Annotated in this window: 20 protein-coding genes, 1 other RNA gene and 1 riboswitch; of the genes, 7 read left to right on the top strand and 14 right to left on the bottom strand. The window is 66.0% G+C overall.

Annotated elements, in window-relative coordinates:
* Nucleotides 1-113 precede the first annotated feature (113 nt).
* From F579_RS0100910 to F579_RS0100870, 9 genes are all read right to left on the bottom strand, one after another.
* The gene (locus tag F579_RS0100910) at nucleotides 114-1,430 is read right to left on the bottom strand and encodes a cobyrinate a,c-diamide synthase (protein WP_019024686.1); all 1,317 of its coding nucleotides are present in this window, start codon (nucleotides 1,428-1,430) and stop codon (nucleotides 114-116) included.
* Nucleotides 1,427-2,041, bottom strand: coding sequence for a cob(I)yrinic acid a,c-diamide adenosyltransferase (gene cobO, locus F579_RS0100905; RefSeq protein WP_019024687.1), 615 nt, complete (start codon nucleotides 2,039-2,041; stop codon nucleotides 1,427-1,429). Before cobO ends, F579_RS0100910 begins: the two co-directional genes overlap by 4 nt.
* 50 nt (nucleotides 2,042-2,091) lie before the next feature.
* The gene (locus tag F579_RS0100900) at nucleotides 2,092-2,382 is read right to left on the bottom strand and encodes a DUF2149 domain-containing protein (protein WP_018138715.1); all 291 of its coding nucleotides are present in this window, start codon (nucleotides 2,380-2,382) and stop codon (nucleotides 2,092-2,094) included.
* Nucleotides 2,379-2,822, bottom strand: coding sequence for a MotA/TolQ/ExbB proton channel family protein (locus F579_RS0100895; RefSeq protein ID WP_018174775.1), 444 nt, complete (start codon nucleotides 2,820-2,822; stop codon nucleotides 2,379-2,381). The genes F579_RS0100900 and F579_RS0100895 overlap by 4 nt, the downstream gene beginning before the upstream one ends.
* Nucleotides 2,823-2,958: 136 nt before the next feature.
* Nucleotides 2,959-7,467 carry a cobaltochelatase subunit CobN gene (locus tag F579_RS0100890; RefSeq protein ID WP_019024688.1) on the bottom strand — a complete coding sequence of 1,503 codons (4,509 nt, stop codon included), beginning with the start codon at nucleotides 7,465-7,467 and terminating at the stop codon, nucleotides 2,959-2,961.
* Between the two features lie 124 nt (nucleotides 7,468-7,591).
* The gene (locus F579_RS0100885; protein WP_012982204.1) at nucleotides 7,592-8,146 is read right to left on the bottom strand and encodes a cob(I)yrinic acid a,c-diamide adenosyltransferase; all 555 of its coding nucleotides are present in this window, start codon (nucleotides 8,144-8,146) and stop codon (nucleotides 7,592-7,594) included.
* 3 nt (nucleotides 8,147-8,149) lie between these two features.
* Nucleotides 8,150-9,967, bottom strand: coding sequence for a TonB-dependent receptor domain-containing protein (locus tag F579_RS0100880; RefSeq protein ID WP_019024689.1), 1,818 nt, complete (start codon nucleotides 9,965-9,967; stop codon nucleotides 8,150-8,152).
* A 140-nt stretch (nucleotides 9,968-10,107) separates the two neighbouring features.
* Nucleotides 10,108-10,357: riboswitch (cobalamin riboswitch) on the bottom strand.
* A gap of 44 nt (nucleotides 10,358-10,401) precedes the next feature.
* Complete coding sequence (locus tag F579_RS0100875; protein WP_019024690.1) at nucleotides 10,402-12,300, bottom strand: hypothetical protein; 1,899 nt, start codon at nucleotides 12,298-12,300, stop codon at nucleotides 10,402-10,404.
* 110 nt (nucleotides 12,301-12,410) lie between these two features.
* Nucleotides 12,411-13,649, bottom strand: coding sequence for a cyclopropane-fatty-acyl-phospholipid synthase family protein (locus tag F579_RS0100870; RefSeq protein ID WP_019024691.1), 1,239 nt, complete (start codon nucleotides 13,647-13,649; stop codon nucleotides 12,411-12,413).
* A gap of 204 nt (nucleotides 13,650-13,853) precedes the next feature.
* On the opposite strand from F579_RS0100870, the gene fnr reads away from it, so the two are divergent.
* From fnr to F579_RS0100855, 3 genes are read left to right on the top strand one after another with little or no spacing between them, the layout of a single operon-like run.
* Nucleotides 13,854-14,585: a fumarate/nitrate reduction transcriptional regulator Fnr gene (fnr, locus tag F579_RS0100865; RefSeq protein ID WP_019024692.1), complete on the top strand. Its 732-nt coding sequence runs from the start codon at nucleotides 13,854-13,856 to the stop codon at nucleotides 14,583-14,585.
* Entirely contained in the window at nucleotides 14,578-15,063 is a 486-nt protein-coding gene (locus F579_RS0100860) for a TIGR02444 family protein (protein ID WP_019024693.1), read from the top strand. Before fnr ends, F579_RS0100860 begins: the two co-directional genes overlap by 8 nt.
* A gap of 47 nt (nucleotides 15,064-15,110) precedes the next feature.
* Complete coding sequence (locus F579_RS0100855) at nucleotides 15,111-15,680, top strand: DUF2058 domain-containing protein (protein ID WP_019024694.1); 570 nt, start codon at nucleotides 15,111-15,113, stop codon at nucleotides 15,678-15,680.
* Between the two features lie 15 nt (nucleotides 15,681-15,695).
* Here the strand turns inward: F579_RS0100855 and F579_RS0100850 are convergent, their stop codons facing one another.
* Complete coding sequence (locus tag F579_RS0100850) at nucleotides 15,696-17,285, bottom strand: DNA mismatch repair protein MutS (protein WP_019024695.1); 1,590 nt, start codon at nucleotides 17,283-17,285, stop codon at nucleotides 15,696-15,698.
* A gap of 153 nt (nucleotides 17,286-17,438) precedes the next feature.
* Nucleotides 17,439-18,605, bottom strand: coding sequence for an aldo/keto reductase (locus F579_RS0100845; protein WP_019024696.1), 1,167 nt, complete (start codon nucleotides 18,603-18,605; stop codon nucleotides 17,439-17,441).
* 226 nt (nucleotides 18,606-18,831) lie between these two features.
* Here F579_RS0100845 and ssrS point away from each other — a divergent pair.
* From ssrS to F579_RS0100830, 4 genes are all read left to right on the top strand, one after another.
* Nucleotides 18,832-19,017: non-coding RNA, 6S RNA (ssrS, locus tag F579_RS14770), on the top strand.
* Between the two features lie 25 nt (nucleotides 19,018-19,042).
* Nucleotides 19,043-19,678, top strand: a complete 636-nt coding sequence (locus F579_RS0100840; protein WP_019024697.1) for a 5-formyltetrahydrofolate cyclo-ligase — start codon at nucleotides 19,043-19,045, stop codon at nucleotides 19,676-19,678.
* Between the two features lie 32 nt (nucleotides 19,679-19,710).
* Nucleotides 19,711-20,175 carry an EVE domain-containing protein gene (locus F579_RS0100835; RefSeq protein WP_018876953.1) on the top strand — a complete coding sequence of 155 codons (465 nt, stop codon included), beginning with the start codon at nucleotides 19,711-19,713 and terminating at the stop codon, nucleotides 20,173-20,175.
* Between the two features lie 4 nt (nucleotides 20,176-20,179).
* The gene (locus F579_RS0100830; protein ID WP_019024698.1) at nucleotides 20,180-20,857 is read left to right on the top strand and encodes a glutathione S-transferase family protein; all 678 of its coding nucleotides are present in this window, start codon (nucleotides 20,180-20,182) and stop codon (nucleotides 20,855-20,857) included.
* A gap of 6 nt (nucleotides 20,858-20,863) precedes the next feature.
* On the opposite strand, the gene F579_RS0100825 is transcribed toward F579_RS0100830, so the two are convergent.
* The 3 genes from F579_RS0100825 to F579_RS0100815 form a co-directional block, all read right to left on the bottom strand.
* Nucleotides 20,864-21,139 (bottom strand): cupin domain-containing protein, encoded by a 276-nt coding sequence (locus F579_RS0100825; RefSeq protein WP_019024699.1) that lies wholly within the window; start codon nucleotides 21,137-21,139, stop codon nucleotides 20,864-20,866.
* Nucleotides 21,140-21,205: 66 nt separating this feature from the next.
* Nucleotides 21,206-21,874, bottom strand: a complete 669-nt coding sequence (locus F579_RS0100820) for a DUF6064 family protein (protein WP_019024700.1) — start codon at nucleotides 21,872-21,874, stop codon at nucleotides 21,206-21,208.
* 26 nt (nucleotides 21,875-21,900) lie between these two features.
* A complete protein-coding gene (locus tag F579_RS0100815; protein ID WP_019024701.1) occupies nucleotides 21,901-22,794 on the bottom strand; it encodes an aldo/keto reductase in 894 nt (297 codons plus the stop codon).
* Nucleotides 22,795-22,978 lie beyond the last annotated feature (184 nt).

Here is a 22,978-nt window from a genome sequence, read left to right as displayed (position 1 = left end):
GAGAAGCGGATATCGGTGCGGACCGATATAGACTCGGTCCAAACCGCTTAAAGCCCACCCTACAGACGCGGGAACCTGGTCGCGATCAAAAACAAGAGTTCCGTTGATCCAGATCAATCAAACCGAACGCTGGACACTCCGCTACGAAATAGTGCGGCTGCGGCGGCGGGATCGGACGGGAAGTAGGCGTGCAAGTATCCGGCCGTCAGGCAGCCTTCACGGTAGATGGCCTCGGCTGCGGTTCCGCCGTCGCGTGCTCGGCGACAGTGTGCAATCGGCTCCCAGTCCACCTCGGCATGGGTATGGTGGAAGGTGTGGCCGCGCAGCTCGCCTTCGGGCAGCGGTGCACTCTGGAGGCCCAGCCCCTGGAGTTTGGGCTCCAGACGGGCATGGCCTGAAATCAGGCCAGCCATGGATGCCTTATGCCCATCGCGATTGGTCAATTCATCCAGCAGATAGAGGAATCCGCCACATTCGGCGAGCAACGGCCGCCCCGCCGCATGATGTTCGGCGAGATCCTGCTTGAGCCCGACATTGGCCGCCAGGGCATCCAGATGCAGCTCCGGATACCCGCCGGGCAACCACACGGCATCGACTTCCGGCAACCGGTCCCCGGCCACCGGAGAGAAAAACTCCAGTGCGGCACCCATCGCGCGCAGCAGATCCAGGTTGCCGGGATAGGTAAACGCAAATGCGGCGTCCCGCGCGATACCGATACGAATGCCTTCCAGGTCACGCGTGATCTCCGGCATTGGCTCGGGCTCGAAGGTGACCGGTGCCGGGAGTTCCGTGACTCCGGCCTCGGCAATCGCCTCGGCGGCCGCTTGCAAACGTGCATCGAGATCCTCGATCTCGCCTGCCTGCACCAGACCGAGGTGACGATCCGGCACGCTGAGACCATCGTTGCGGGGCACGGCACCGTAGAAATGCACGCCCTCCGGCATACTCTCGGCCAGCATCTGCCCGTGGCGAGCACTACCCGTTCGATTGGCAATCACGCCCGTGAGCGAAACGTCAGAACGGTAGGTCGCCAGCCCATGAACGACCGCCCCGAACGTCTGGGCCATCCCTCCGGCATCGATCAGCGCCAATACTGGAAGTCCAAAACGCACGGCCAGATCCGCCCCGGAAGGATCGCCATCGAACAGACCCATCGACCCCTCGACCAGGATCAGGTCGGCCTCCTGTGCGGCCTCGTAAAGCTTCGCCTTGCACGCCGCCTCCCCCACCATCCACAGATGCAACGGATCCACCGGATGCCCGGAGGCCTGTTCCAGGATCATCGGGTCAAGGAAATCCGGGCCGGTCTTGAACACCCGCACCCGGCGTCCCTGGTTGCGGTGGTAACGGGCGATGGCGGCGGTGATCGTGGTCTTGCCCTGACCCGAGGCCGGGGCCGCCACGAACGCCGCGGGGCAGCTCACACTCACAGCTCGATCCCCTTCTGCGCCTTGATGCCGGCCTGAAAGGCATGCTTGACCACGCCGATCTCGCTCACGGTGTCGGCCGCCTCGATCAGTGCCTTCGGCGCGGCGCGGCCGGTGGTAATCACATGCTGCATCGGCGGGCGGTTCGCCAGGTCTTCCAGCACCTCGGCCACATCCAGGTACTGGTACTTCAGGGCGATATGCAGCTCGTCGAGCAGCACGAGGTCGACATTCGGGTCGCGCAGCATGTCGCGGGCATGCGCCCAGGCATGGCGGGCGGCTTCGGCATCCTTCTCGCGATCCTGGGTTTCCCAGGTATAGCCCTCGCCCATCACGTGGTACTGCACGTTGTCCTGCCCTCGGAAGAAGGCCTCCTCGCCGGTGGCGAACTGGCCCTTGATGAACTGCACGATGCCGACCTGCATCCCGTGCCCCAGGGCCCGGGCGACCATACCGAAGCCCGAGGAACTCTTGCCCTTGCCGGTGCCGGTCAGGACCAGGAACACGCCCTTTTCTTCCTGCGCCTCGGCGATCTTGCGGTCCACGATCTCCTTCTTGCGCGCCATGCGCTGGGCGTGGCGTTCGGCGCGTGCGGCTTCGGTGTCGTCGGTCATGTTGATCTACTCCTTGATTGCATTGCGTATTCGGGGCGCAGGGGGCGGGCCTACTCGCCGATCAGGATCATGCGTCCAGTCTCCGGGTCACGGTAGACCTGCCCCATCGATTCGAAACCCGAGCCAGCCTCGCCGGCACCCTCGGGCGGGTCCGGGATCTCGCGCCCTGGTTCGATCTCGGCGCCGCCACTGGCCGGTTCAAGGCCGCTCCCCGAGGCGGCCATCACCACCATCAGGCCGACGGCGAAAACCAGCATGATGTCGGCCAGGTTGGCCAATGGCCCCATCGGTTCTTCGTCGGGAGCATCAAAGCGGCTGGCGCGGTAGTGCGGAACCCTCATGCCGCTGCCTCCAGGCGCTCCATCGCGGCGTCATACCAGCGCCGCCGCAGGCGTCCGAGCAAGAACCCGAGGATGCCGACCAGCAGCCCCAGCACCGTGGTGTTGAACGCCACCGTAACCGCCTGAGCGAGGATTTCCAGTTCGCCCCGGCCCATCGCGGCCAGCCCTGGACCCAGCGGGATCAGCGTCCCCATCAGCCCGAGCATCGGGCCGATGCGTGCCAACAGATCAGCGCGGTCAATGCGGCGCCGTGCGCGGTAGGCCAGGCGCTCGGCATCGCCGGTGGCCTCCAGCCGGCGCACCCCGCCGGAGCGTTCGCCCAGTGCGAGCCCAAGCTCCCAGACGGCGACCGCCACCAGCACCAGCAGGCCGACAATCACCGGCTCCAGCAACCAGCGCACTACGGTGTCCATCAGTTCCATCGTGATCGAGAACGGCATTCGCGTTTACCTCACTAACCTTTGTTCAGCGCTTCTCACCTTCCTGTGTAGGAGGCCAGCCCTCTGGCCGATGGGGTATATCCGGCGGCCCATCGGCCAGGGGGCTGGCCTCCTACAGGAGATGCCCAAGCGGCGGTTATCGGCGGCGGCCTGCGGCGATACCGCCGAGCAGCAGCAGGAACAGGGCGGCGGCGACCAGCCAGGGAATCCAGGGCATGCCAGCCGCCGCGTCGCCGGTCTCCTGGCCACTCTCGGCCTCGGCCGCTTCCGGCATCTCCTGCATCTCCCGGGCGTCCGGGTCCTCCAGCGGCTGGATCTCGGTGACACGACTGGGGTCGGCCTCCGCCTGTGCGCGATCGATCTGCGCGGACGCGCGCACGGCCTCGAAGGCCTCGCGCAGTTCGGGGTCCTCCAGGCGCTCGGCCACCTCGTCCAGCATCGGGTGGTCGGGGCGCGTGTGCCCGCTGCCCGGCAGGCCGTGTTCCGCCACCAGTTCGGCAAAGCGTTCGGACAGGGCCTCCAGGACCTCGGGCTCGGCCTCCCAGAATCCGCGACTGGCGGCCACCAGATGCACTGCCTGCAGGTGGGTTTTCACATGCACGTTGTGGCCGTCGGCGAGGAATTCGTCCACGCCCAGCCCGTGCCGGTCCTGCAGGTAGATGTCGTGCACCTCGTCCCAGACCCAGGAGCGCACGATCTCGGGGTTGGTGGCCTGCCAGCCCCAAAGGTTGTCGACGAAGTCGCGGGCCATGGTGCGGGCCCCGGCATAGCCGTGATCCATCAGCGGCTCGATCCACTGCGGGTTCAGGTTCTGCCCCTGCAGCTCGCGCATCAGCGCCCGCCCCAGCGTCTCCACTCGCGGATTGTCCGGGTCGGCATGCTGCAGCACGCGGTTGTCCGGCACCTCGCCACGCAGGCTTTCCACGGCAGTGGACAGCCCGCCCTGGAAATCAAAGCCGTCGTCGTTGTCCAGCAGCCCGTACAGGTGCGAGGCGCGCCCCAGATAGGTGCGCCCGACCCCGGCCACGCGCGACTCGAACGCCTCGTGTGCCGCATCGCCGGATGCCGTTGTGCCGTAGGCATGCCCCATGCGGCGCAGGTAGGCCGCACCCAGTTCGGCGCGATCCTCCCAGGCGCCGGAGCGGTCCGCCAGGCGGTTGACCCCGGCGCCGTACGCCCCTGGTGCGGTACCGAACACGCGCAATGCGGCCTGCTCCCCGGCGGAAGCATCCTCCAGCCCCGCCGCGCGCAGGGCCTCGGTGTCCTCCACCCACTGCGCGGCGACATCGTTACGCGCCAACGACTCGCCGCCGGGATCGCGCAGATCCTCCGCCAGCGGAGCCAGGGCTGCTTCCAGTGCCTCTTCCAGTTCCGGGTGCTCCTCGAGGATGGTCTCCGAGGCGCCATCCAGCGCCAGCCGTGCGGCCCGGTCCAGCCACACGAGCTGGTCCTCGTAGAGATCGCGGAACAGCCCGGACGTGGTGAACAGGGCATCCCGGCGACGGTCGCGCCCGGCCTCGTCGAGGTCCATGCGCTCCAGGCCCTCGACGATCCCGCGACTGTTCCAGGTCGGCCGGATTCCAAGCATGTCCATGCCGAAGGCGATCATCACCCCCTCGTCACGTACGGTGTCGGAGGCCCAGAGGATGATGGCCTCGCTGCCATCCGCCTCCGGATCACCGTGCTCGCGCGCATCCGAGGCGAGTTCCTGACCGATACCCCAGGCGATTCGTGTTGGCACCAGGTCCGCCGACAGGGCATGGAAGTTTGTCCCGGTGGGCAGTACATCCGGCGTGCGGATCGGATCGTTGCCCTGACCCGGTGGCACGAACCGACCCTCCAGGGCGGCCAGCAGACGGGCGCGTTCACTGGCGGGCGAACCCTGCAGCCTGGCGTCCCAGTCGTGACCGGCCTCACCATCCCCGGCCATCGACTCGAGCATCGTGTCCACGGCTTCGTCCGACCAGTCGCGACCGAACACATGCAGACCCAGCGGCATCTGGTCCTCCTGCATGTCGGTCAGGTAGTGGCCGATCTCGTGCACGAGCAGTTCTTCGTCCATCTCCGCCAGGGGCGTGTCACCGTGCCCGTGGTCGTGGTCGTGGTCGTGGTCGTGGTCGTGGTCGTGGTCGTGGTCGTGGTCGTGGTCGTGCCGACGATCATCGTCTTGGCCATGGTCGTGGTCATGGCCGTCATCGTGCGCATGCCCGTCGGAGTGGTCATCGTGGTGCCCATCCCCGTCGTCGTGGCCGTGATGGTGATGCCCCCGCGCCAGTTCGCGTTCGATGGTCTCGGTCAGGCCCAGCTCGTCGATGCGCTCGCGCAGGGTCTGGGCGGCGCGCGAGCGGGTGGCCGCATCGGGCTGGGCGGCGGCCTCGTAGGTCTCTACCAGCTGGCGCAGTTCCAGCAGGCTGTCGTAGAGCTCAGTGGCCGCCAGCGGCGGCGTCAGGTGGCTGATCATCACGCCCATCGAGCGGCGCTTGGCCTGGATGCCTTCGCCGACGCCATCGACGATGTAGGGATAGATGATCGGCAGGTCACCGCCGAGGATCTCGGGGTAGTCGTCCGGCGCCAGTCCCGCGCGGCGGCGCGGGAGGAACTCGCGGGTGGAATGGCGGCCGACATAGACCAACGCATCCGCCTCGAAGTGCTCGCGAATCCAGTGGTAGAAACCGGCGTACTGGTGAGTCGGCGGGAAGGTCGTGTTCGCATGCAGCAAGCGCTCGCTGACCTCCCACCCGCGCGGCGGCTGCGGGCCGATGAACACGTTGCCGAACTCGATGCCCGGGAAGAGCATCTCGCCGTTGCGTGTCATAGCCTCGCCCGGTGGCTCGCCCCATCCGGTCAGACCCGGAATGCCCGTACGCACTAAGGCCTTGCGCAGCTGCTCGGTGGTTTCGTGTTCGTCTTCACCGGCCAGCGTGGCCTCCCAGGCGGCCTCGTACTGGGCAAGCAGATCCAGCGCCCGTTCCTGGGCGTCGTGCGGGTAGCTCTCGAGCATATGCCGCAGATCACCGACACCGCTTTCCAGCGCGGCTTCCGCGAGTTCGTGCTTGTCCGCGTCCCGGGCCGCCTCCAGGCGTGCCTGCAGGTAGCCGATCGGTCCGTCGACCAGCTCCGCCTGCACCGCGGCGGGCAAGCCGTCGAAATATGCCTGGTACTGATCGCGATCCAGCGAGGCGACCCGGCCGGCAATCGCGTCCAGCGCGTCCGCCTGTTCCGGCAGATTCACCGCCCGGTCCTGGATCATGTCCAGCAGGGCCTCGGCATCCTCCGGCACCTCGTCCCCGAGGTCGTACCCCGCGGCCTCCAGCCGTTGCAGGATCTCCAGCAGCGATTCCGGGACGTCCAGCTTGTCGGCGCCAATGTTCTGGCGACCGGGGGGATGGTTGTAGTACACGACCGCGACCCGCTTGTCTGCGTTGTCCAGCTGGCGCAGCCGGTCCCAGCGCTGCATCCGGTCGGCCAGGGCCTCCACCCGCTCGCCCACCGGTTCGGGCAGGGCCAGTTGCACGCCGGTACGTTCGTCGTGCGTGGGCTCGCCAGCCGTCGCCAGCACCATCGGCTGACTGGCGCCCTGCAATTCCGGCATGGCCACGTGATAGTGGACCTTGTCCCAGGGGATGCCCTCGTGCGAGAGCCGCCACTCGGTCTCGCTCACGTCCGCCAGACGAATCCCCTTGACCACCGGGACGTCCAGCTCGGCGAAGGCCTCGGCCACCGCCTCGCGATTGCCACCGCCGCCCACAACGAAGTCCTGCAGGCTGACGATCCCGCTCAGTTCGGCGGGTGCCGCCGATGCCGCGAGGTTCTCGACCGCCTCGCGACTGGCCCCACCCCAGCGCGCGAGTACCGCGAAGCACTGGATGTCCTGGGCCTCAAGCGCCTCGCAGGTCGCATCCAGCAGCTCGCGGTCACCGGGACGGTCACCGGTATCCAGGTCCAGCACGGCCACGGCCGGCTTGGCTTCCAGGCCAAGATCCTCCGGATCGGCGACCGACTGACCATCCCGGTAATAGCGGATGGTCTCGCGCGGATCCGGTTCCGGCACCTCGATCGAGTGCCCGCCCCGAGCGGCCAGCCAGCGCATCAGGCCCTCCATGTTCTCCGGTGTGCGGCCCTGATAGAACGCACGTCCGGTCAGCCAGTCGGCCTGGTTTGAGAAGCGCTCCTGCTGCCGGGACAGATGCTCGCGCGGATCCTCGCCCGCTTCAGGGTTCTCGGTCAGTTCGGTCCGGGCCTCCTCGTCCAGTTCCTCCAGCACCACCTGGCCATCGATGCGGGACAGTGCGGTCAGGCGCCGTTCACTGTTGATCGCGAGGATCGGCGCTGACTCGGCCGGTGGCTCTTCGCGCAGCAGACGTTCGAGGCGCCCAGCCTGGTCCCCGAACACCGCGGCCACGAGCACCGCGTCGGCATCGCGCCACAGCGCCTGGACTGACGAGTCCGACTTGTCCGCTAGCTGCTCAGGCGTGCGCAGCACCACCTCGGCATCCGGCACGGCCTCCAGGAATCGATGCGCACCGGCGGCCACCTCTGGGGCCGAGCGCTCGGAGACGATGCCGACAATCTTGGGATCCGCCCAGGCGGGCGCGCTCCACAGCACAACCATCAGCAAAACCACGCTGCGTTTCCAGAAGGACATGCGATCAACCCCGAAGAAAATCCGATGGGGCGACGCCACCGGTGCAATGGTGGCGTCGCCAGTTCGTTATGTGCAGGGGGGTGCCGTGGAAACGACACCCGAAAACCGGCAAAGGCAGATGGAATCAGCCGCGCTTGTTGGCCGGCTGCCAGAGGACTTCCGCACCGTTCTCGTGGCGTGCAAGCACACGACAGAGCACGAACAGAAGATCCGACAGGCGATTGATGTAGGCCAGCGAACTCGGCCGCAGCGCCTCATGGTGATTCACCGCCACCAGACGACGTTCCGCGCGCCGGCAGACCGTGCGGGCGATGTGGCAGTCGGCCGTGGCCGGGCCACCGCCCGGCAGGATGAACTCTTCGAGCGGCGGCAGATCGGCGTTGAAGCTTTCCAGCTCCACATCGAGCCGCTCCACAGAGGCATCCGGCAGTGCCTGATGCCCCGGCACTGCCAGTTCCGCCCCCAGGTCGAACAGCTCGTGCTGAACCAGAGCCAGCACGCGCCGAACCTCTTCCGGGAGATCGTGGACCAGGACCCGGCCCACGACACTGTTCAGCTCGTCCACGTCGCCAAACGCCTCGACGCGGTGGCTGTCCTTGTCCACCCGCGAGCCATCGCCCAGGCCGGTCCGGCCTTCGTCACCCGTGCGGGTCACAATCTTCGACAGTCGATTACCCATGGATCACCTCTGCTGGTAGCGCAGCTTGACGAAAGCGGCCCGACCCGGCTGGTTGTACCCTCTGGCGGTCTCGTAGTCCTTGTCGAACACGTTATTGACCGTCACCTGAATCTGCCATTCCGGCGCGATCTGATAGCTCGCACGCAGATTCAGCAAGCCGTAGCCGGAAAGGCGCTCGTCATTATTGGCGTCGTTATACGAGCGGCTCTTCGCAATCACCGAACCGCCCATTGAGAAGCGCTGAAACTTCCGATCGAGATCCACACGGGCCGTCACGGGTGAACGCCTCTGGAGCTCGTTGCCTGTTTCACGATCCTCGGCATCCAGCAACGTCAACGAGGCACGGGACACCCACCGGGCGGTCGCATAGCCCCCTTCAAGTTCGACCCCATGGATCCGCGCCTCGTCGATATTCTCAGCCTGGAAGGCAATCGGATCATAGCTGATCATCTGATCCAGCTCGGTGCGAAACACCGCCGCATCCGCATAATACGGGCCACTGCTATAACGGGCACCGAGTTCGAAGGTGCGCGATGTCTCTGGTTCGAGATCGGAATTCCCGAACCCCGGGAAATAGAGATCGTTGAAAGTGGGCGCCTTGAACGCAGTGCCATAGGACGCACGCAACCGCACCGCTTCAGTGGCTTGCATACCCCACGCAACCTGGCCAGTCGTTTCGTTCCCGAACTGCTCGTTGTCGTCATAGCGCAGGCTGCCTTCGAGATCGTGGCGGCCGAGGTCCACCTGCACCACGGAGTAAGCGCCAACGTTGTGGCGCGAGTCCTCATCGTAGTCGGTGTCGCTCTCCACGCGGTCCTCGTAGGCGTCAATACCGGTGGTCAGAAAAACCCGATCCCCGATGTCGATATCGTTGCGCCAGTCCAACATGTCGCGACGCGTATCGAACTGGGAAAAGAATTCTCCATCAAGAAAATTCTCCGACTCGTCACGGCTGTGGCCGACGGACAGTTCAGTCTCCCACTGCCGTGTAACCGGAATGCGAAGGCCAGCCCGCAAGGCCGCGTGCACAAAATCGGCGGCGTCCGGCGAGAACTGGGAATCAGTATCGAATTCGGTCGAGCCTTCGGAGTACAAGACATTCCCGAAGACCTCGGCACCGTTATCAAGACGATGGGTCACCTTGGTCGCAAGCGAGGTGTTGTCGTAGCCGTCACGGTCATCGTCGCCCACGTCATCCTGCACATTGATGCCGTCGGTCTCGAAGTGGCTGAGCGAGAAACTGTAGTTCGTGTTCTCGGTTCCGCCGGCCACTCCCACACCCGTTTCCCAGGTGTTGAAGCTGCCGCCCCCGACAAATGCGTTGACCCTGGGCGGCCCCTTCTGGCCCTCGCGGGTAAAGACCTGCACCACGCCACCAATGGCGTCGGAGCCGTAGATGCTGGTACGCGGTCCGCGCACCACTTCGACGCGCTCGATCTCCTCCGGTGGCAGGAACTGCCAGCTTGCCCCGCCACTGGTGGCCGAGCCCATGCGCACGCCGTCGATCAGGAGCAGGGTGTGGTCGGAACTGGTGCCGCGCGTGTAGACCGAGGTGGTCTTGCCAAAGGCACTATTCTGGGAGGTCTCGATCCCGGCGCGGCCCTCCAGCAGGTCGGTGAACTGCTGCGGCTGCAGGCGCTCGATCTCTTCGCGGTCAATCACGGTGACCGAGGACAGGGCCTCGTCGACGGTCTGCGCGACCCGCGCGGCCGTGACCTGGACCACATCGAGGGTGTGTGCTTCGGAATCGGTGTCCGGTGTCTCGGCGATAACCGGGGTGGTGGCCAGCAGGATGGCCGTGGAAAGTGCTGTGCGTTTCATGTCGTCCGTGTCTCCCGGCGAGCCGCCCGCACGCCGTTGATTCGTCGGGATCACGCAGACAGGGGAAACAGACACGAGGGGGACACGGCACAGCCGCTATGCGACCAGGCCTGATCATCCGCCTCGCATGCCCGCCGCATGCCGCGCGATCATTCCCTGGCCGGTCTCCGGGCTGACGAGCGTTCCGGTGCGGCGCCTTCCCGAACGATTCCGTTCAGTGGCGTGTGCCGCGACCATCAGAGGCCATCATGGCCTCTCGCTCGATTACCGTTGCGGGGGCAGCGTCGGATTCGTCCGCAGGCATCCAGATACCTTTGGCGGGCTCACCGAACTTCCCGTTTACCCCCCCGACGCGACACGCCAGCGGGCACCAGAAAACGCACGAAAGCCTACACAGTTGGTCAAGAAATTACCAGCCCCGGAAACGCGCAGCCTCAGGATCGCTGGGCCTCGGCCTGCACATAACGCACACCGCGCTTGAGCAGCCGACCCCAGGACTTGTCCTGCAGCATGGCGTCGAATTCCGGCGAACGCTCGGCACGCAAAGCCACCGGTGCCGTCTGCGCGCCCTCCTCCACCGGGTGCGCGGCCAGCATCTCCAAGCGCTCCTGATTGGCACCATATTGCTGTACCAGGAAATCACGCATGGAGTCGGACAGGGGCAGGTGGTAGATGCGTGTCAGGCGCAGCGCCAGCCACTCCGCCATACGTCCGAGATCCTGGCGCACCATGCGCACCATGGCCGAGCCCAGGCCCGCCTTGGCATCCGCATTCATGCCGACGTACAGCCCCCCGAGATAGGCGGCCGGATTTGCATAGATCGCACGCTGGATACTCGGGTTGGTCAGGTCGACCAGAGGCTCGAGAATCAGTGCGAGCTGGATGCCGATGCGCTTGGCGGTGTCCGCATCCAGCAGGTGTCCGCCAAAGTAGAACAGGTCGCCTTCACGCCGGATGCCGAGCTCGGACAGGTACTCACAGAACCGGTCGGCCAGGCGCAGTTTCTGGTCATCCGTGAGTTCGATCACCTCCTCGCTCACCCGGATACCGCGCGCGCTGCGCTTGAACCAGCTTTGCTGCCCCTTCTTCTCGACCTCCCGGCGTCGCAGTGCCTCCCAGCGCTCGACCGCGGCGGTATAGCGGCTCTGGGCCTGCATGAGGTGGTCCCGTGCCGCACGCAGATCTTCGACCTGACGCAGCGCCCGCCCCAGCAAGCGGCCCTCCGGCGAGGTCACGGGGGGGCGGGACTGTTCCAGCCGGGAAAGTGCATCCAGCACCTCGCGCCCGATCCCCAGGGTCGGCGAACGCAGGACCTGTGGATCCAGCCCACTGGCCGGGCTTTGTGCCAGCAACATCGCGAGCGAGCGCAGGCGACTGACCACGCCGGCCTGGGCGACACGGAAGCGGTTGCCCTGATACTCGAGCCGGTCCAGCGCATGCCCCAGCCGCCAGCCACCTGACCATTCGAAACTCAGCCGCCGGATCTGCCGCCCGTTGACCATCTCGAAGGCCAGCACGAACATCGCCTGCGCATCATCCAGGGTGCAGCGCGACAGGTCGTCCGAGTCGGCGGCCGAAAACAGGCGGTCCAGGAACTGATCGATTCGCCGGACGCCATCCTCGCGCGTCGGCGCGACGCCCTGCAGCCGGTCGCGCAGCGGGTCCGCCAGCTCGGAGGCGTCGTGGTGCAGCTTTTCCAGCGCGGCCAGACGCGCATCCGCCGTGGCGTCCACCAAGTCCGCCACGCGCGAGCGCAGCCCCAGTCGGCGGTAGATCTCGATCTGCTCGGCCGCCGCCGCGAGGCTGGTATCGCCCGTCATTTCGCGCACCGCGACCGCGACGCCTTCCGGAGAGATATCCACCTCGTGCAGCAGGACTTCTGCGGCCTTGCGCCGACGCATGTCCGGTGCCATCTCGGCCATCGCCAAATCGCGCGTCACGAACAGCAGGTCCGGCAACAGGTCGATCGTATTGCGCAGCTGATCGCGCGAGCGCTCCTGCCGCTTGCCCCGCGTGGCATCGGCAATGAATCGCGCCAGCAGGCCAATCACCCCGAACAGCAGCGTGTAGACCGCAAAGAAGATGAAATTCTGGGCCGGGGCGGCGTGGCCAAAGCCCAGGAAGTAGCCCCCCTGCATCGCGAGGAAGGTCACCGGGCCGGCCGCCCACAACAGCTGCAGCATGTTCAGCGACCAGGGCACCTTGCGCGCAGTCGCCGCGACCTCGGTGATCCGGCTGCGTCCGGCGGCCTCGATCAGTACATGGTCCTGGCTCGGACTGGCGGCCTGGGGGGCCTCCTGCCGCTGTTGCCGCTTGCGAAACCTGCCAAACACCCGTCGTCCCTGCCCCTTCAGCGTTTCCGTGAAGTGTAGGGAAAACAGAGAGGTTGCGGGTGCCCGGTCAGGAAAAAATACTCAGAAAACCAGGAAGTAGTCCGCGATCCCTACGCGGCACTGCGGCCCTGGGCTGCCGCCTCCCCCGGCGGCGTCGAAACCACCTCGGGCACCTCGTCGGCATACAGATAGTCGCGGGTCAGCGGCACGGCATCCTGCTGCTTGGCCACCTGAATATGGAAGACCACCTGACGCCACCAGCGGAAGGTCGCCTCACAACTGGCCAGATAGAACTCCCACATGCGGCAGAAGCGCTCATCGAAATGTTCCACCGCCTCGGCGCGGATGTTCTGGAATCGCCGATACCACTCGGCGAGCGTCTCCGCATAGTGCAGCCTCCAGAACTCGATATCGGTGGTATGCAGCGGAGTCGGCTCCAGTGCCTCCATCACCTCGGACAGTGCCGGGGTGTAACCGCCAGGGAAGATGTACTTGCTCAGCCAGGGGTTGGTGGTGCCCGGAGGCCCCTGGCGGCCAATCGTGTGCAGGACCGCCACGCCATCGTCCTTGAGCAGATCGTTCACGCGCTGGAAGAAGGTGCCGTAATTGGGCACACCGACATGCTCGAACATGCCGACACTGACGACCCGGTCGTACTGGTCGTCGTGTTCGCGGTAGTCCTGATAGAAAAAGCGCACGCGATCGTCCAGGCCGCGGCGCTTCGCCTCCGCCTGGGCCACTCGCAGCTGCTCCCGCGACAGGGTAATTCCGTCCACCTGGACATCGGCGTTCTCGGCCAGGTGAAAGGCCAGCCCGCCCCAGCCGCAGCCGATATCCAGCACCCGCTGGCCGGGCTCCAGCACCAGCTTCTTGCGCAACATCGCGCACTTGGCCTGCTGGGCCTCCTCCAGGGTCATGTCCGGTCGCTCGAAATAGGCGCAGCTGTAGAACATGCCCTCGTCGAGAAAACGGCGGAACAGCCACTCGTCCACGTCGTAATGATGCGAGATGTTCTGGTAGCTGCGCGCGATGCGGTTGCCCTGCTCGAGGATCGCACGAAACATGCACACCAGCGGATGCACTCGGCGCTGGAACCTGGGCGCAAAGTTGCGCATGGCCACGTCCAGAAAGACCCGGATGCCCTCGGGTCCCGGCGACCAGAGCCCGTCCATGTAGGTCTCGCCTAGCTGGAATCCGGGGTCGCGCGCGATACGCTTCAGAGCCGCCCGATCATGAACCTGCAGCGTAATCTCGGGTGCCCCCTGCCCGAAACGGCGCTCACTGCCGTCCGGCTCGCGCAGGATCAGCGTGCCATGGCGCATGTATTCGTTCAGCATCCGTTCGATCATTGCGTCCCTTCCCCTGCGAATCCTCTGCTATATTAAACAGAGTCTAAATATCGCACTCGCTTCGTCGCAAGCCTCTGAATTGGCTGATCCCTGCCACCCCAAAAGGTTCCACACTCACAATAACGGAATTCCTCATACGGGCAACCTCCATCGAGGGAAGCACAAGCCTTCCCTCACCGACGGCAAAACCGCTAACCTGAGCACATGACACTGCGCCCGACCCAAGCCTGCGAACACTGCACCCTGCGCCAGCTCTGCCTGCCGATGGGGCTGCCACAAAACGAACTCTGGCAACTCGACGAGATCGTTCAGCAACGCCGTCCGATCGAAAAGGGGGCGTTGCTGTTCGGCATGGGCGAGCGCTTCGACACTCTGTTTGCCGTGCGCACCGGGGCGTTAAAGACCGTTCTGATCGGTGACGACGGTACCGAGCAGATCACCGGCTTCGCCCTCGCCGGCGATCTCCTGGGGCTGGATGCAATCCACTCCAGGAAACATCCGGTCAGCGCCGTCGCCCTGGAGTCCACCAGTGTCTGCGCGGTGCCGTACACCCATGTGGACGACCTCGCCGGCAGGCTTCCGACATTCCGCCAGCACATGATGAACGTGATGAGCCAGGGGCTGGCTCAGGACGAAAGCCTGCATGCCCTGCTCGGGCAGCGCACGGCGGAGCAGCGACTGGCCACGTTCCTCGTCACCCTGTCCGAGCGGCATCGTGCACGGGGCCTGTCTCCCGAGCGCTTCTACCTCCCGATGTCGCGCGCCGACATCGCGAACCACCTGGGGCTGACCCAGGAGACCATTAGCCGCCTGTTCACACAGCTGCGTAACCAGGGCGTGATCAGCCTGCACACCCGGGATCTCGAGATCCTCGAACCGGCGAGCCTGCGCAGTACCGCCGGCGTGACCTTGACGCCCGCCGCCAGCAGTGCCTGAGGCCGCCCGGCCACACGACTTCGACAGCTTCTGGGATTTCGCGCTGCGGACCTGGGCCAGTGCACCTGGCCGGGAACGCCTGCTGCACTGGCAGGACCGCCATGACGTCGACGTCATCCTCGCCCTGTTCGCCCTGTGGTACCCAGGGGGCGTACACACACACGACTGGGAGGCGCTGATGCAGGCCACCGCGAGCTGGCGCGCGCGAACCACCTCGCGCGTGCGCGCCCTGCGCCGCCGACTCAAGCCCAACGGTCCCGATGAGCGACAACGTCAAGCGCTGTACGACGCCGTGAAAGGGCTGGAGATCGCCTGCGAGCGCACGGCTGCGATGCGGCTGTGTCAGCACGCCCGGACGCTGGGCAATCCCGCTGCACCCCCCGATCTCACGCGGCGTCTGCGGCTTCTGTTCCCGGCCCTGCCGGTGGCCGAGATCCGGGACGGAATACCCGAACTCACACAAGCCGGCTGCACATAGCCGGTGTTCGGGATATCCTCCCGGCACATTTTCTACAGGCAAGTGGCATGTCGGACGATCTGCGCAACCAGCTCCTGAAGGCCGGGCTGGTGGACGAAAAACAGGTGCGCAAGGCCAAGAGCCAGAAGCACAAGGCCCAGAAGACTCAACCGAAAAAGAAAAAGGGCAAGCCCGCCGACGCCGAGGCCAGCGCCGCCGCGGCCCGCCAGGCCGAGCAGGCCCAGCGCTCGCGGGAGAAGAACCAAGAACGACAGGAAAAGGCCGAACGCCGCGCGCGCCGAGCGCAGATTCGCGAACTGGTGAACCAGCACCTGGCCCCGATCCCCACCGGCGACGCCGCCATCGACTACCACTTCCAGTTCGACGGGCAGGTCCGCCACCTGCCGGTGACCGAGGACACCCGCAAGCGCCTGGTCGACGGCCGCGCGGCGCTGGCCGGCCTGGAGCTGCACCCGAGCAAGGGTTTCCGTGTAATCCCGCGCGACATCGCGGACAAGATCCGCGAGCGTGATGCCGAATGGCCGCTGGTTATCCCGGCCGAGGAAAGCGGCAGTTCCGAGCCCGATCCCGACGACCCGTACAAGGACTACGTCGTCCCCGACGACCTCATGTGGTAACGCCTCGCTCGGGGCTCAGGCCTTGCCGGTATCGCCCCCGGCCTGGGCGGTGGGGAGTTCGGCGAAATGCTCGCGCGCGCGGGCAACCAGCTGGGCCGGCAGCCCGTTCTTCTCGGCAATCGTAAGGCCGAACGAGACGCCCGGCTCGCCGATCAGCAACCGGTAGGTCGGGGACAGCGTCTCGGCATCGAACTGCATCGAGGCGTTCACGATGCCCCCATGCTGGGCGGCGTAGTCCTTCAGGGGCGCGAGGTGCGTGTTCACAATCCCGCGCGTGCCGCGCGCACGCAGTTCGTCCAGCATCGCCATTGCCAGCGCCGCGCCCTCGTCCGGGTCGGTGCCCGTACCCAGCTCGTCCAGCAGGATCAGGCTCTCCGGCCCGGCATGGTCGAGGATGCGCTTCAGGACCTCCACATGCCCGGCAAACGTCGACAGGTGGTGGAACAGGCTCTGGTTGTCGCCGACATCGACCATCACCTGGTCGAAGCGCCCGATGCGGCAATCCTGCTCGGCCGGGATATGCAGCCCGCACCAGGCCATGGTGACCAGCAACCCGAGCGTCTTCAGCGCGACCGTCTTGCCGCCGGTGTTCGGCCCGGTAATCAGCAACAGCGGCTGCTCGCCATCCAGCCGAATCGACAGCGGCACCGGCTGCGGCCCGTTGCCCTCGGCAAACTGCAACAGCAGCAGCGGGTGGTAGGCCTCGATCAGTTCCACCCCGGCCTCCGCCTCCAGCCGCGGGGCATGGGCATTCATCTGTGCGGATAGCTGCGCGGCGGCGGATGCCAGGTCGATCCAGGTCAACGCGGTCAGCATCAGTTCCAGCGGCTCTCCATACTGGCGCACCACGTCCGTCAGCTCGCGCAACAGGCGCTGCTGCTCGGTGTTGATCTGGCTATTGACCGTATCCAGCTGATTGTTCAGCGGTACCGCCTCGATCGGCTCGACGATCTGGTCGCGCCCGCCCATCGCGGTGCCGCGACGCACGCCCTTGACCGCGTTGGCCGCCTCGCCACGCAGCACCATCACCGCGCGCTCCTGGTGCCACTGCACCTTCAGCGCGTCCTCGCCCTTTTGCGCAACATCGGAGGCCGCCAGACGCTTTTTCACCACTGCCTCGACCTCGTCGCGCAGGCGTCCGCGCTGCTCGAAGGCCTCGACCAGCGCGGGGCTCGCGTCCTCGCGCAGCGACCCGCCGGGGTTCAGGCACGCCGACAGGCGCTCTTCCAGCGCCTCCGGCGGATACAGCTTGTTCAGGTCCGCCGGATAGATCTCGGGAGTGTCCGCCAGTTGATCCGCCAGCTCGCGGGCCTGACGCATGATTGTCTGGAGGTTGTGCAGGGCCTGCACCGGCAGCGCGGCCCCGGGGTTGGACGCCTGGCGCAGCGCCGCGCGCACATCCGGCAGCTGCCCCAGACGCGGCAGGGTGCCAGCATCCAGACGCTGACGCGCGACCGTCACCGCGGTCTGTAGTGCGCGCGCGGCATCCAGATTCGGTGCCGGCTCCAGCCCGCGCGCGGCGTCCGCACCGTAGGGTGTCGCGGTCAGGCGCTCCAGCAAACGCTGGATCGCGGGGAATTCGAGGGCCTTCAGATCAACCTGCATGACATACCCTTGTGCATGAATTCGCTATTGCAGCCGGAGCCCGGGACCCTGTGTGTGGGAGCCGGCTTGCCGGCGAAGCCCCTGCCTGCATCCGGCTTTGGCAGGGGCTTCGCGTGCAAGCACGCTCCCACAAGGGGAAGACCAGACTCCGGCTTACTCCTCGGCCTTCTTGAACATCCCGAGGTAGGCCTTTTTCTCCAGCAGCGGTTCGCGCATCACCGCCAGCATGTCGTCCAGGTGCTCCGGCGTGCTCATGCCCACCAGGGAGGTGCCCAACCCCGGCGTGGAGCGGTTGAACTGCATCGCGCGCTGCGCCGGGTTGGCCAGGTTCGCCAGCTGCTGCTCGACCACCTCCACCGACTGCTGGGCGAGGTGTCCCTTCAACATGGAGTGGGAGGCGAACATGTACACCTCCAGCTGGTGTGCGGCCTGCAGCGGGCTGGCCACATTGCCCTGCCCGGTCGCGGTGTTGAAGCGGGTAAAGCCTTCCAGCATCACCTGGTTGAACGGGAGCATCCCGATCTTGAAGTGGTGCCGGGCGTGGTCATCGCCGGTCACGGTCTGGGCCGCACGTTCGGCCAGTCCCTGCATGGAGGTCAGCGACTGGAACACGGCGGCGTCGGTCTCCTCACGGAAGCCCTCGAACGTGGAGATTCCATAGGCACGGATCTTCTTGTCCCGCGCCGCGCGCTCCAGCATCTCGAACACCGGCTCCAGCTTACGGTTGGTCGGCTCTTTGCCGATCTCGTGGATATGGACCTCGGGCTGGTCGATGACGAAGGCATCCAGCGTCTCGACCCCCATCAGCGAGCGCGACAGCTCCATCTGATAGTGGATGTATTCCGGCGTCAGCAGGTGCGCGCCCTTGGCCAGATCGTCCCGAGTGCCCATGCCCTGGGACACGATCTCCCGCTGGAACCAGGCGTCCATGTCCTCCGGTGGCCCGCCGCGCAGCGTCAGGAATCCACCCTTGGAGATCAGGAACATCGCCTCGCGCGGGACCCCGGCCTCCAGGGCCGTGCGCACGCCTGCGCCTACGGCCGCCAGCGAACGCCCGTAGCGGTAGTGGGCACCGGTGTCGACAACATTGATACCCTCGGTCAGCCCGCGGGCGACGATCGCGGAGATCGCGGCATCCACCTCGGCCGTGGCGGCGCCGCCGAAGGTGCCAATGCCCAGGCTGGACAGGCGCATCTTGGCGCGCGAGAACTCGCTGTAGTGGCCCTCGGCGGCCTTGCCCTCGGCGATGTAGTGCTCCGCATACCGGCGCGTCGCCTTGGCGTTGGCGTATCCCGGGATCAGTTTCTGCGGCGATTCCATAGATCTCCTCTGCACAGTCCGGAGAAGGCCGGTACTCGATCGCGCACCGCCCGCTCGCATCCATCCGGAAAACGCGAATCCTACGTCACCCGAGCGTGATTGCTAAAACCCATCCAAACCGGCGAGTCTCCCGCGCGGCCGGATTTGGCTGTGACTGGATCGTGCAACCCTGATGTGATCATGGTTGCGCACGCCCCCGGGGGATTGGTTCATAATGGTGCCGGACGCGTCGCTGCGGCGTGCGAAAGTGGCCTGGTGGTACCCTTGAGCCTTAATTCTTCACCACGGGACCGAGCACTTCCGTTTCGTTGCGCATGTCCGTCTTCGAGCGGAAAGCCTTAAGATTCGGAGGCTTCTCCCACCTGAACCGTTGGTTCAAGGTCGATGGTCACTCCGGCGCCCGCGGGGCGCGTCCACCTCATTATTTTGCGGATCGTATGTCCAGGGACGAGACCTCCTTCACGCCTGACGAACTGCGCCAGCTGCGGCTGCGCCTGCGCCGCGAACGCGCCGCGCTGTCCGACGAGCGGCTCGAGCTTCATTCCGCCCTGATCTGCGATCACCTGCTGCGCTGGTTCCAGCGCTGGCAGCCGCATTGCATCGGCGCCTACCGGGGCCTGCGCGGCGAGGTGGACCTGACCCCCCTCACCGTGGCCCTGGCCCGACGCGGCACCCGCATTGCCCTGCCGGTGATGGATGCAAAACGCCCCGGACGCATGCATTTTCATGCCTGGGAGCCGGACGCGCCGCTTTGCCACAACGGCTTCGGCATTGCCGAGCCCTGTCCCGATGCGCCGCGCATCTGGCGCCGCGAGATGCAGGTGGTACTACTGCCGCTGGTCGCGTTCGACCACGCCGGCAACCGCATGGGGATGGGCGCGGGCTACTACGACCGCTACTTCGCCCGCCGCCGCTTCGGCATCCGCCGACCCAAGCTGATCGGCGTGGCCCATGCCCTGCAGGGGGTCGAGGCGCTCCCCAGCCAGCCATGGGATGTCCCACTGGACGGTGTGGTCACCGAGGCCGGGTGGCATGCGCTCCCCCGCCGCGCGCGGCACAATACGCACACCTGACCCACACGCCCGACCCGGCACGAGGAGCCCGCATGGCCTACTGGCTGATGAAATCCGAGCCCGACGAGTTCAGCATCGACGACCTGGAACGCGTGGGCGTGGAGCCCTGGGACGGCATCCGCAACTACCAGGTGCGCAACATGATGCGCGACGAGATGAAGAAGGGGGATCTGGCCTTCTTCTACCACTCCAACGCCAAGCCACCGGGCATTGTCGGCATCCTGCGCATCGAGAAGGAGGCCTACCCGGACTCCTGCGCCTTCGACCCCGAGGATCCGCACTACGATCCGAAGAGTGACCCGGACAATCCGCGCTGGCTGCGGGTGGACGTCGCCTTCGAGGAAAAATTCGGCGACATCATCACCCTCGACTGGCTGAAGCAGCAGCCGCAGCTCGAGGACTGCCCGCTGGTGCGCCGCGGCAACCGCCTGTCGGTCATGCCGATCACCCAGGAGCAGTGGGACTTCATCCTGAGTCACGCCCAGCGCGGAAAGTAGCCGCGTGGCCACGCTCTACCACTTCCCGCACGATGCAAAGGCCGACCGGCTGCGCCTGGCCTGTGGCTACAAGGGTGTGGAGCTGGAAACCGTCGCGCTGGACTGGTTCGACGACGAGACCTTCTTCGAACTGGGCGTGGCCCGCCAGTCGCCGATCCTGCAGACCGATGACGGCACCCTCGTCACCGACACGCTCACGGCGCTGCGCGATATCGACCACCTGTTTCCGACCGGCGAACCCCTGTCGGAAGGCGTGATCCCCGAGGATGCCTGGCAAGCCCTGATGGAATGGCGCGGCAAGGTCGATGTGGTGCTCGATCGACTGTATGCCCCGCTGGCGCCGGGCTTTCACGGAATCGGCGAGAGCGCCGAGGCCCTGGCCGACTACAAGGCGCAGGTGCAGCACCGCTTCGGCCTGTCGCTGGAAGAACTCGCCAACGACCGCTACGACGGCTACAACCAGCTGGCGAAGCTGAGCCGGCTGCCGGAATTGGCGAAACACCTGGCCGCCAGTCGCTTCTATCTCGGCCACCCTTCCATCGCCGACTGCGTGATCGCCGCCGACCTCTACCCCCTGCAGATGCACGACGGCATCAACCTGCCGGTCGACATGCTCTACTACCTCCGTCGCGTCGAGGAGACCTTCAACACCGCCCTCGACACCCAGTGGCTCGCCCGGTAAAGAAACTCAGCCGAAGCGGTAGTGCTTGCGGATGTCGCGGTGGATCTCCCAGGTGCAGCCCATGCCCTCGGGGAAGGTCACCAGGTCGCCCTCGCCGACCGTCACCGGCTCGCCACCACCGTCCGGGGTGACCGTCACCTGGCCTTCCAGGATGTAGCAGACCTCGCGCTCGTCGTAGTGCCAGGGGAAGGTCGAGACCTCCTTCTCCCACACCGGCCAGTCGAATACGCCGAGGCGCTCCAGATGGTCCTGCTCCGGCCGATGGATCACTTCGATAGACATGACGGTCTCCTCTGTCTGGGGAAAATGGCAAGCCTAACGGGACCGCGACCGGACGCCAAAAACGCACTATCCGTCGGAGCGGAACAACTGTCTCTCGCTCGAGTGAAACCGCCGAACAAGCAGCAGTACGAAAGCGATCACGCCCAGCGCGGCCGGTAAATATTCCAGCCAGATGCGCAGTTCCCAGGCGATGTAGGCGGTCACCAGAGCCCAGAGGAAGGGAATGATCGCCAGGATCAGCGACGGGCGCGGCTGGGCCAGCAGCAGGATGCCGAGAGTGAACAGCATGGTGGGTCCCGGCGTCACGCCCACGTACTGCGCCTGGGTCCAGGACACCCCCAGGAGCAGGACCTCCAGCAGGGCATGACCGACCATGGCATAGGCCATCACCACGATCGCGACAAGGCCGGCCACACCGCCCGGCCAGCCAAAGCCATGACGTCCCAGCAGCGTGAGGGCGAACAGGAGCATCAGGCCCTGTGCGACGAACACGCCCGCCAGACGAGTCGCCCAGAAGTGGAATTCGGCCAGCGCGCCCCCGATGAACACGACGCCGATCCAGATCCACAGCACACCGAGCAAAAGGCCCACAACACGCCCGCCCCCTCGGCCGCCCACCAGGGCCAGCACCAGTGTAACGAGCACCATTAACACCGCGACCGCGTGCAGCGGCCAGATGGCGCGATTGTATTGCCCGAAGATCGACAGCAGGGTTTCGGCGGCAAATGGCAGCATCCGCACTCCCGGTAAACTTTAGAGACTTAAAGTGCTTCGACGTATTCGATCATGCGCTGGCGCATGTCGTCATCCGGCATCGGACCGTAGAGGGCACCCATGTTCTCCCGCATGTGTTCCACGACCGAGGTCGCCGGGATCGCACAAGTGATATCCGGGTGCGAGACGATGAACTTCAGCAGGAGCTGCGGCCAGTTCTCGCAGTCGATCTCCCCCGCCCAGTCGGGCAGTGGTTCGTTCTCGAAGCGGTTGATCAGCTCCTTGCGGCGGAACGGGCGGTTGGCGATGACCGCCGCCTCGCGTTCTCGGGCCAGCGGCAGCAGGCGTTCTTCTGCCTCGCGGTCGAGGATGTTGTAGGTGAGCTGTACGAAGTCCAGATCCTCGCGTTCCAGGATGCGCTCCAGCTGGTCGTGGCGGCGCCCGTGGGAGGTCGTCACTCCGATATAGCGGATCTCGCCCGCCTCGCGCTTCTCGCGCATCGTCTCCAGATGCGCCTCCCAGTTCTGCAGGTTGTGTACCTGCTGCACATCCAGGGTGCCCACGCCCCACAGGTCCAGCGACTTCGCATGCTGGTTGCGCCCGGTACGGGTACTGCCCGTCCAGATCTTGGTCGCCGAAATCAGGCCTTCGGGGTGGCCCAGCTCCTGCAGGCAGTGCCCCACTACCGCCTCCGCGCGCCCGTACATCGGCGAGGAATCGATCATTCCACCACCGTGGCGGAAGAAGGTATCGACAATCTCAGTGCGCAGTGCGAGGGCGTCGGGGTCATCCGCGACGTTGAAGGTAATCCAGGTGCCCATACCGATCACCGGGATCTCCTCGCCCGAGGAGGGAATCGGCTTCCTGTGCGGCTCGCGCTCGTCGCCGCTCGCGCCTGCCAGCGGCCAGCCGGTACCGGCGGCGATGGCCGAGCCCGCCATCCACTGGAGGAATGAACGGCGCGAACGCTGATTCGGGGGGTTCGACATGCGGTGGCTACGTTTGGAACATACTCACGTGGTCCCCTCGGAGCCACTGGAAGTTCCAGACCGGCAGGATTTCGGCCCGCCAGAACGAAAACGGCCCCGGGCATACGCCTCGGGGCCGTAACGGGCGGACGAGCCG

The sequence above is a fragment of the Thioalkalivibrio sp. ALJ21 genome (genome assembly GCF_000378605.1).
Classification (GTDB): Bacteria; Pseudomonadota; Gammaproteobacteria; order Ectothiorhodospirales; family Ectothiorhodospiraceae; genus Thioalkalivibrio.
Note: the sequence above shows the minus strand (reverse complement) of the source record. Positions and strands in the feature narration are given on the sequence as shown.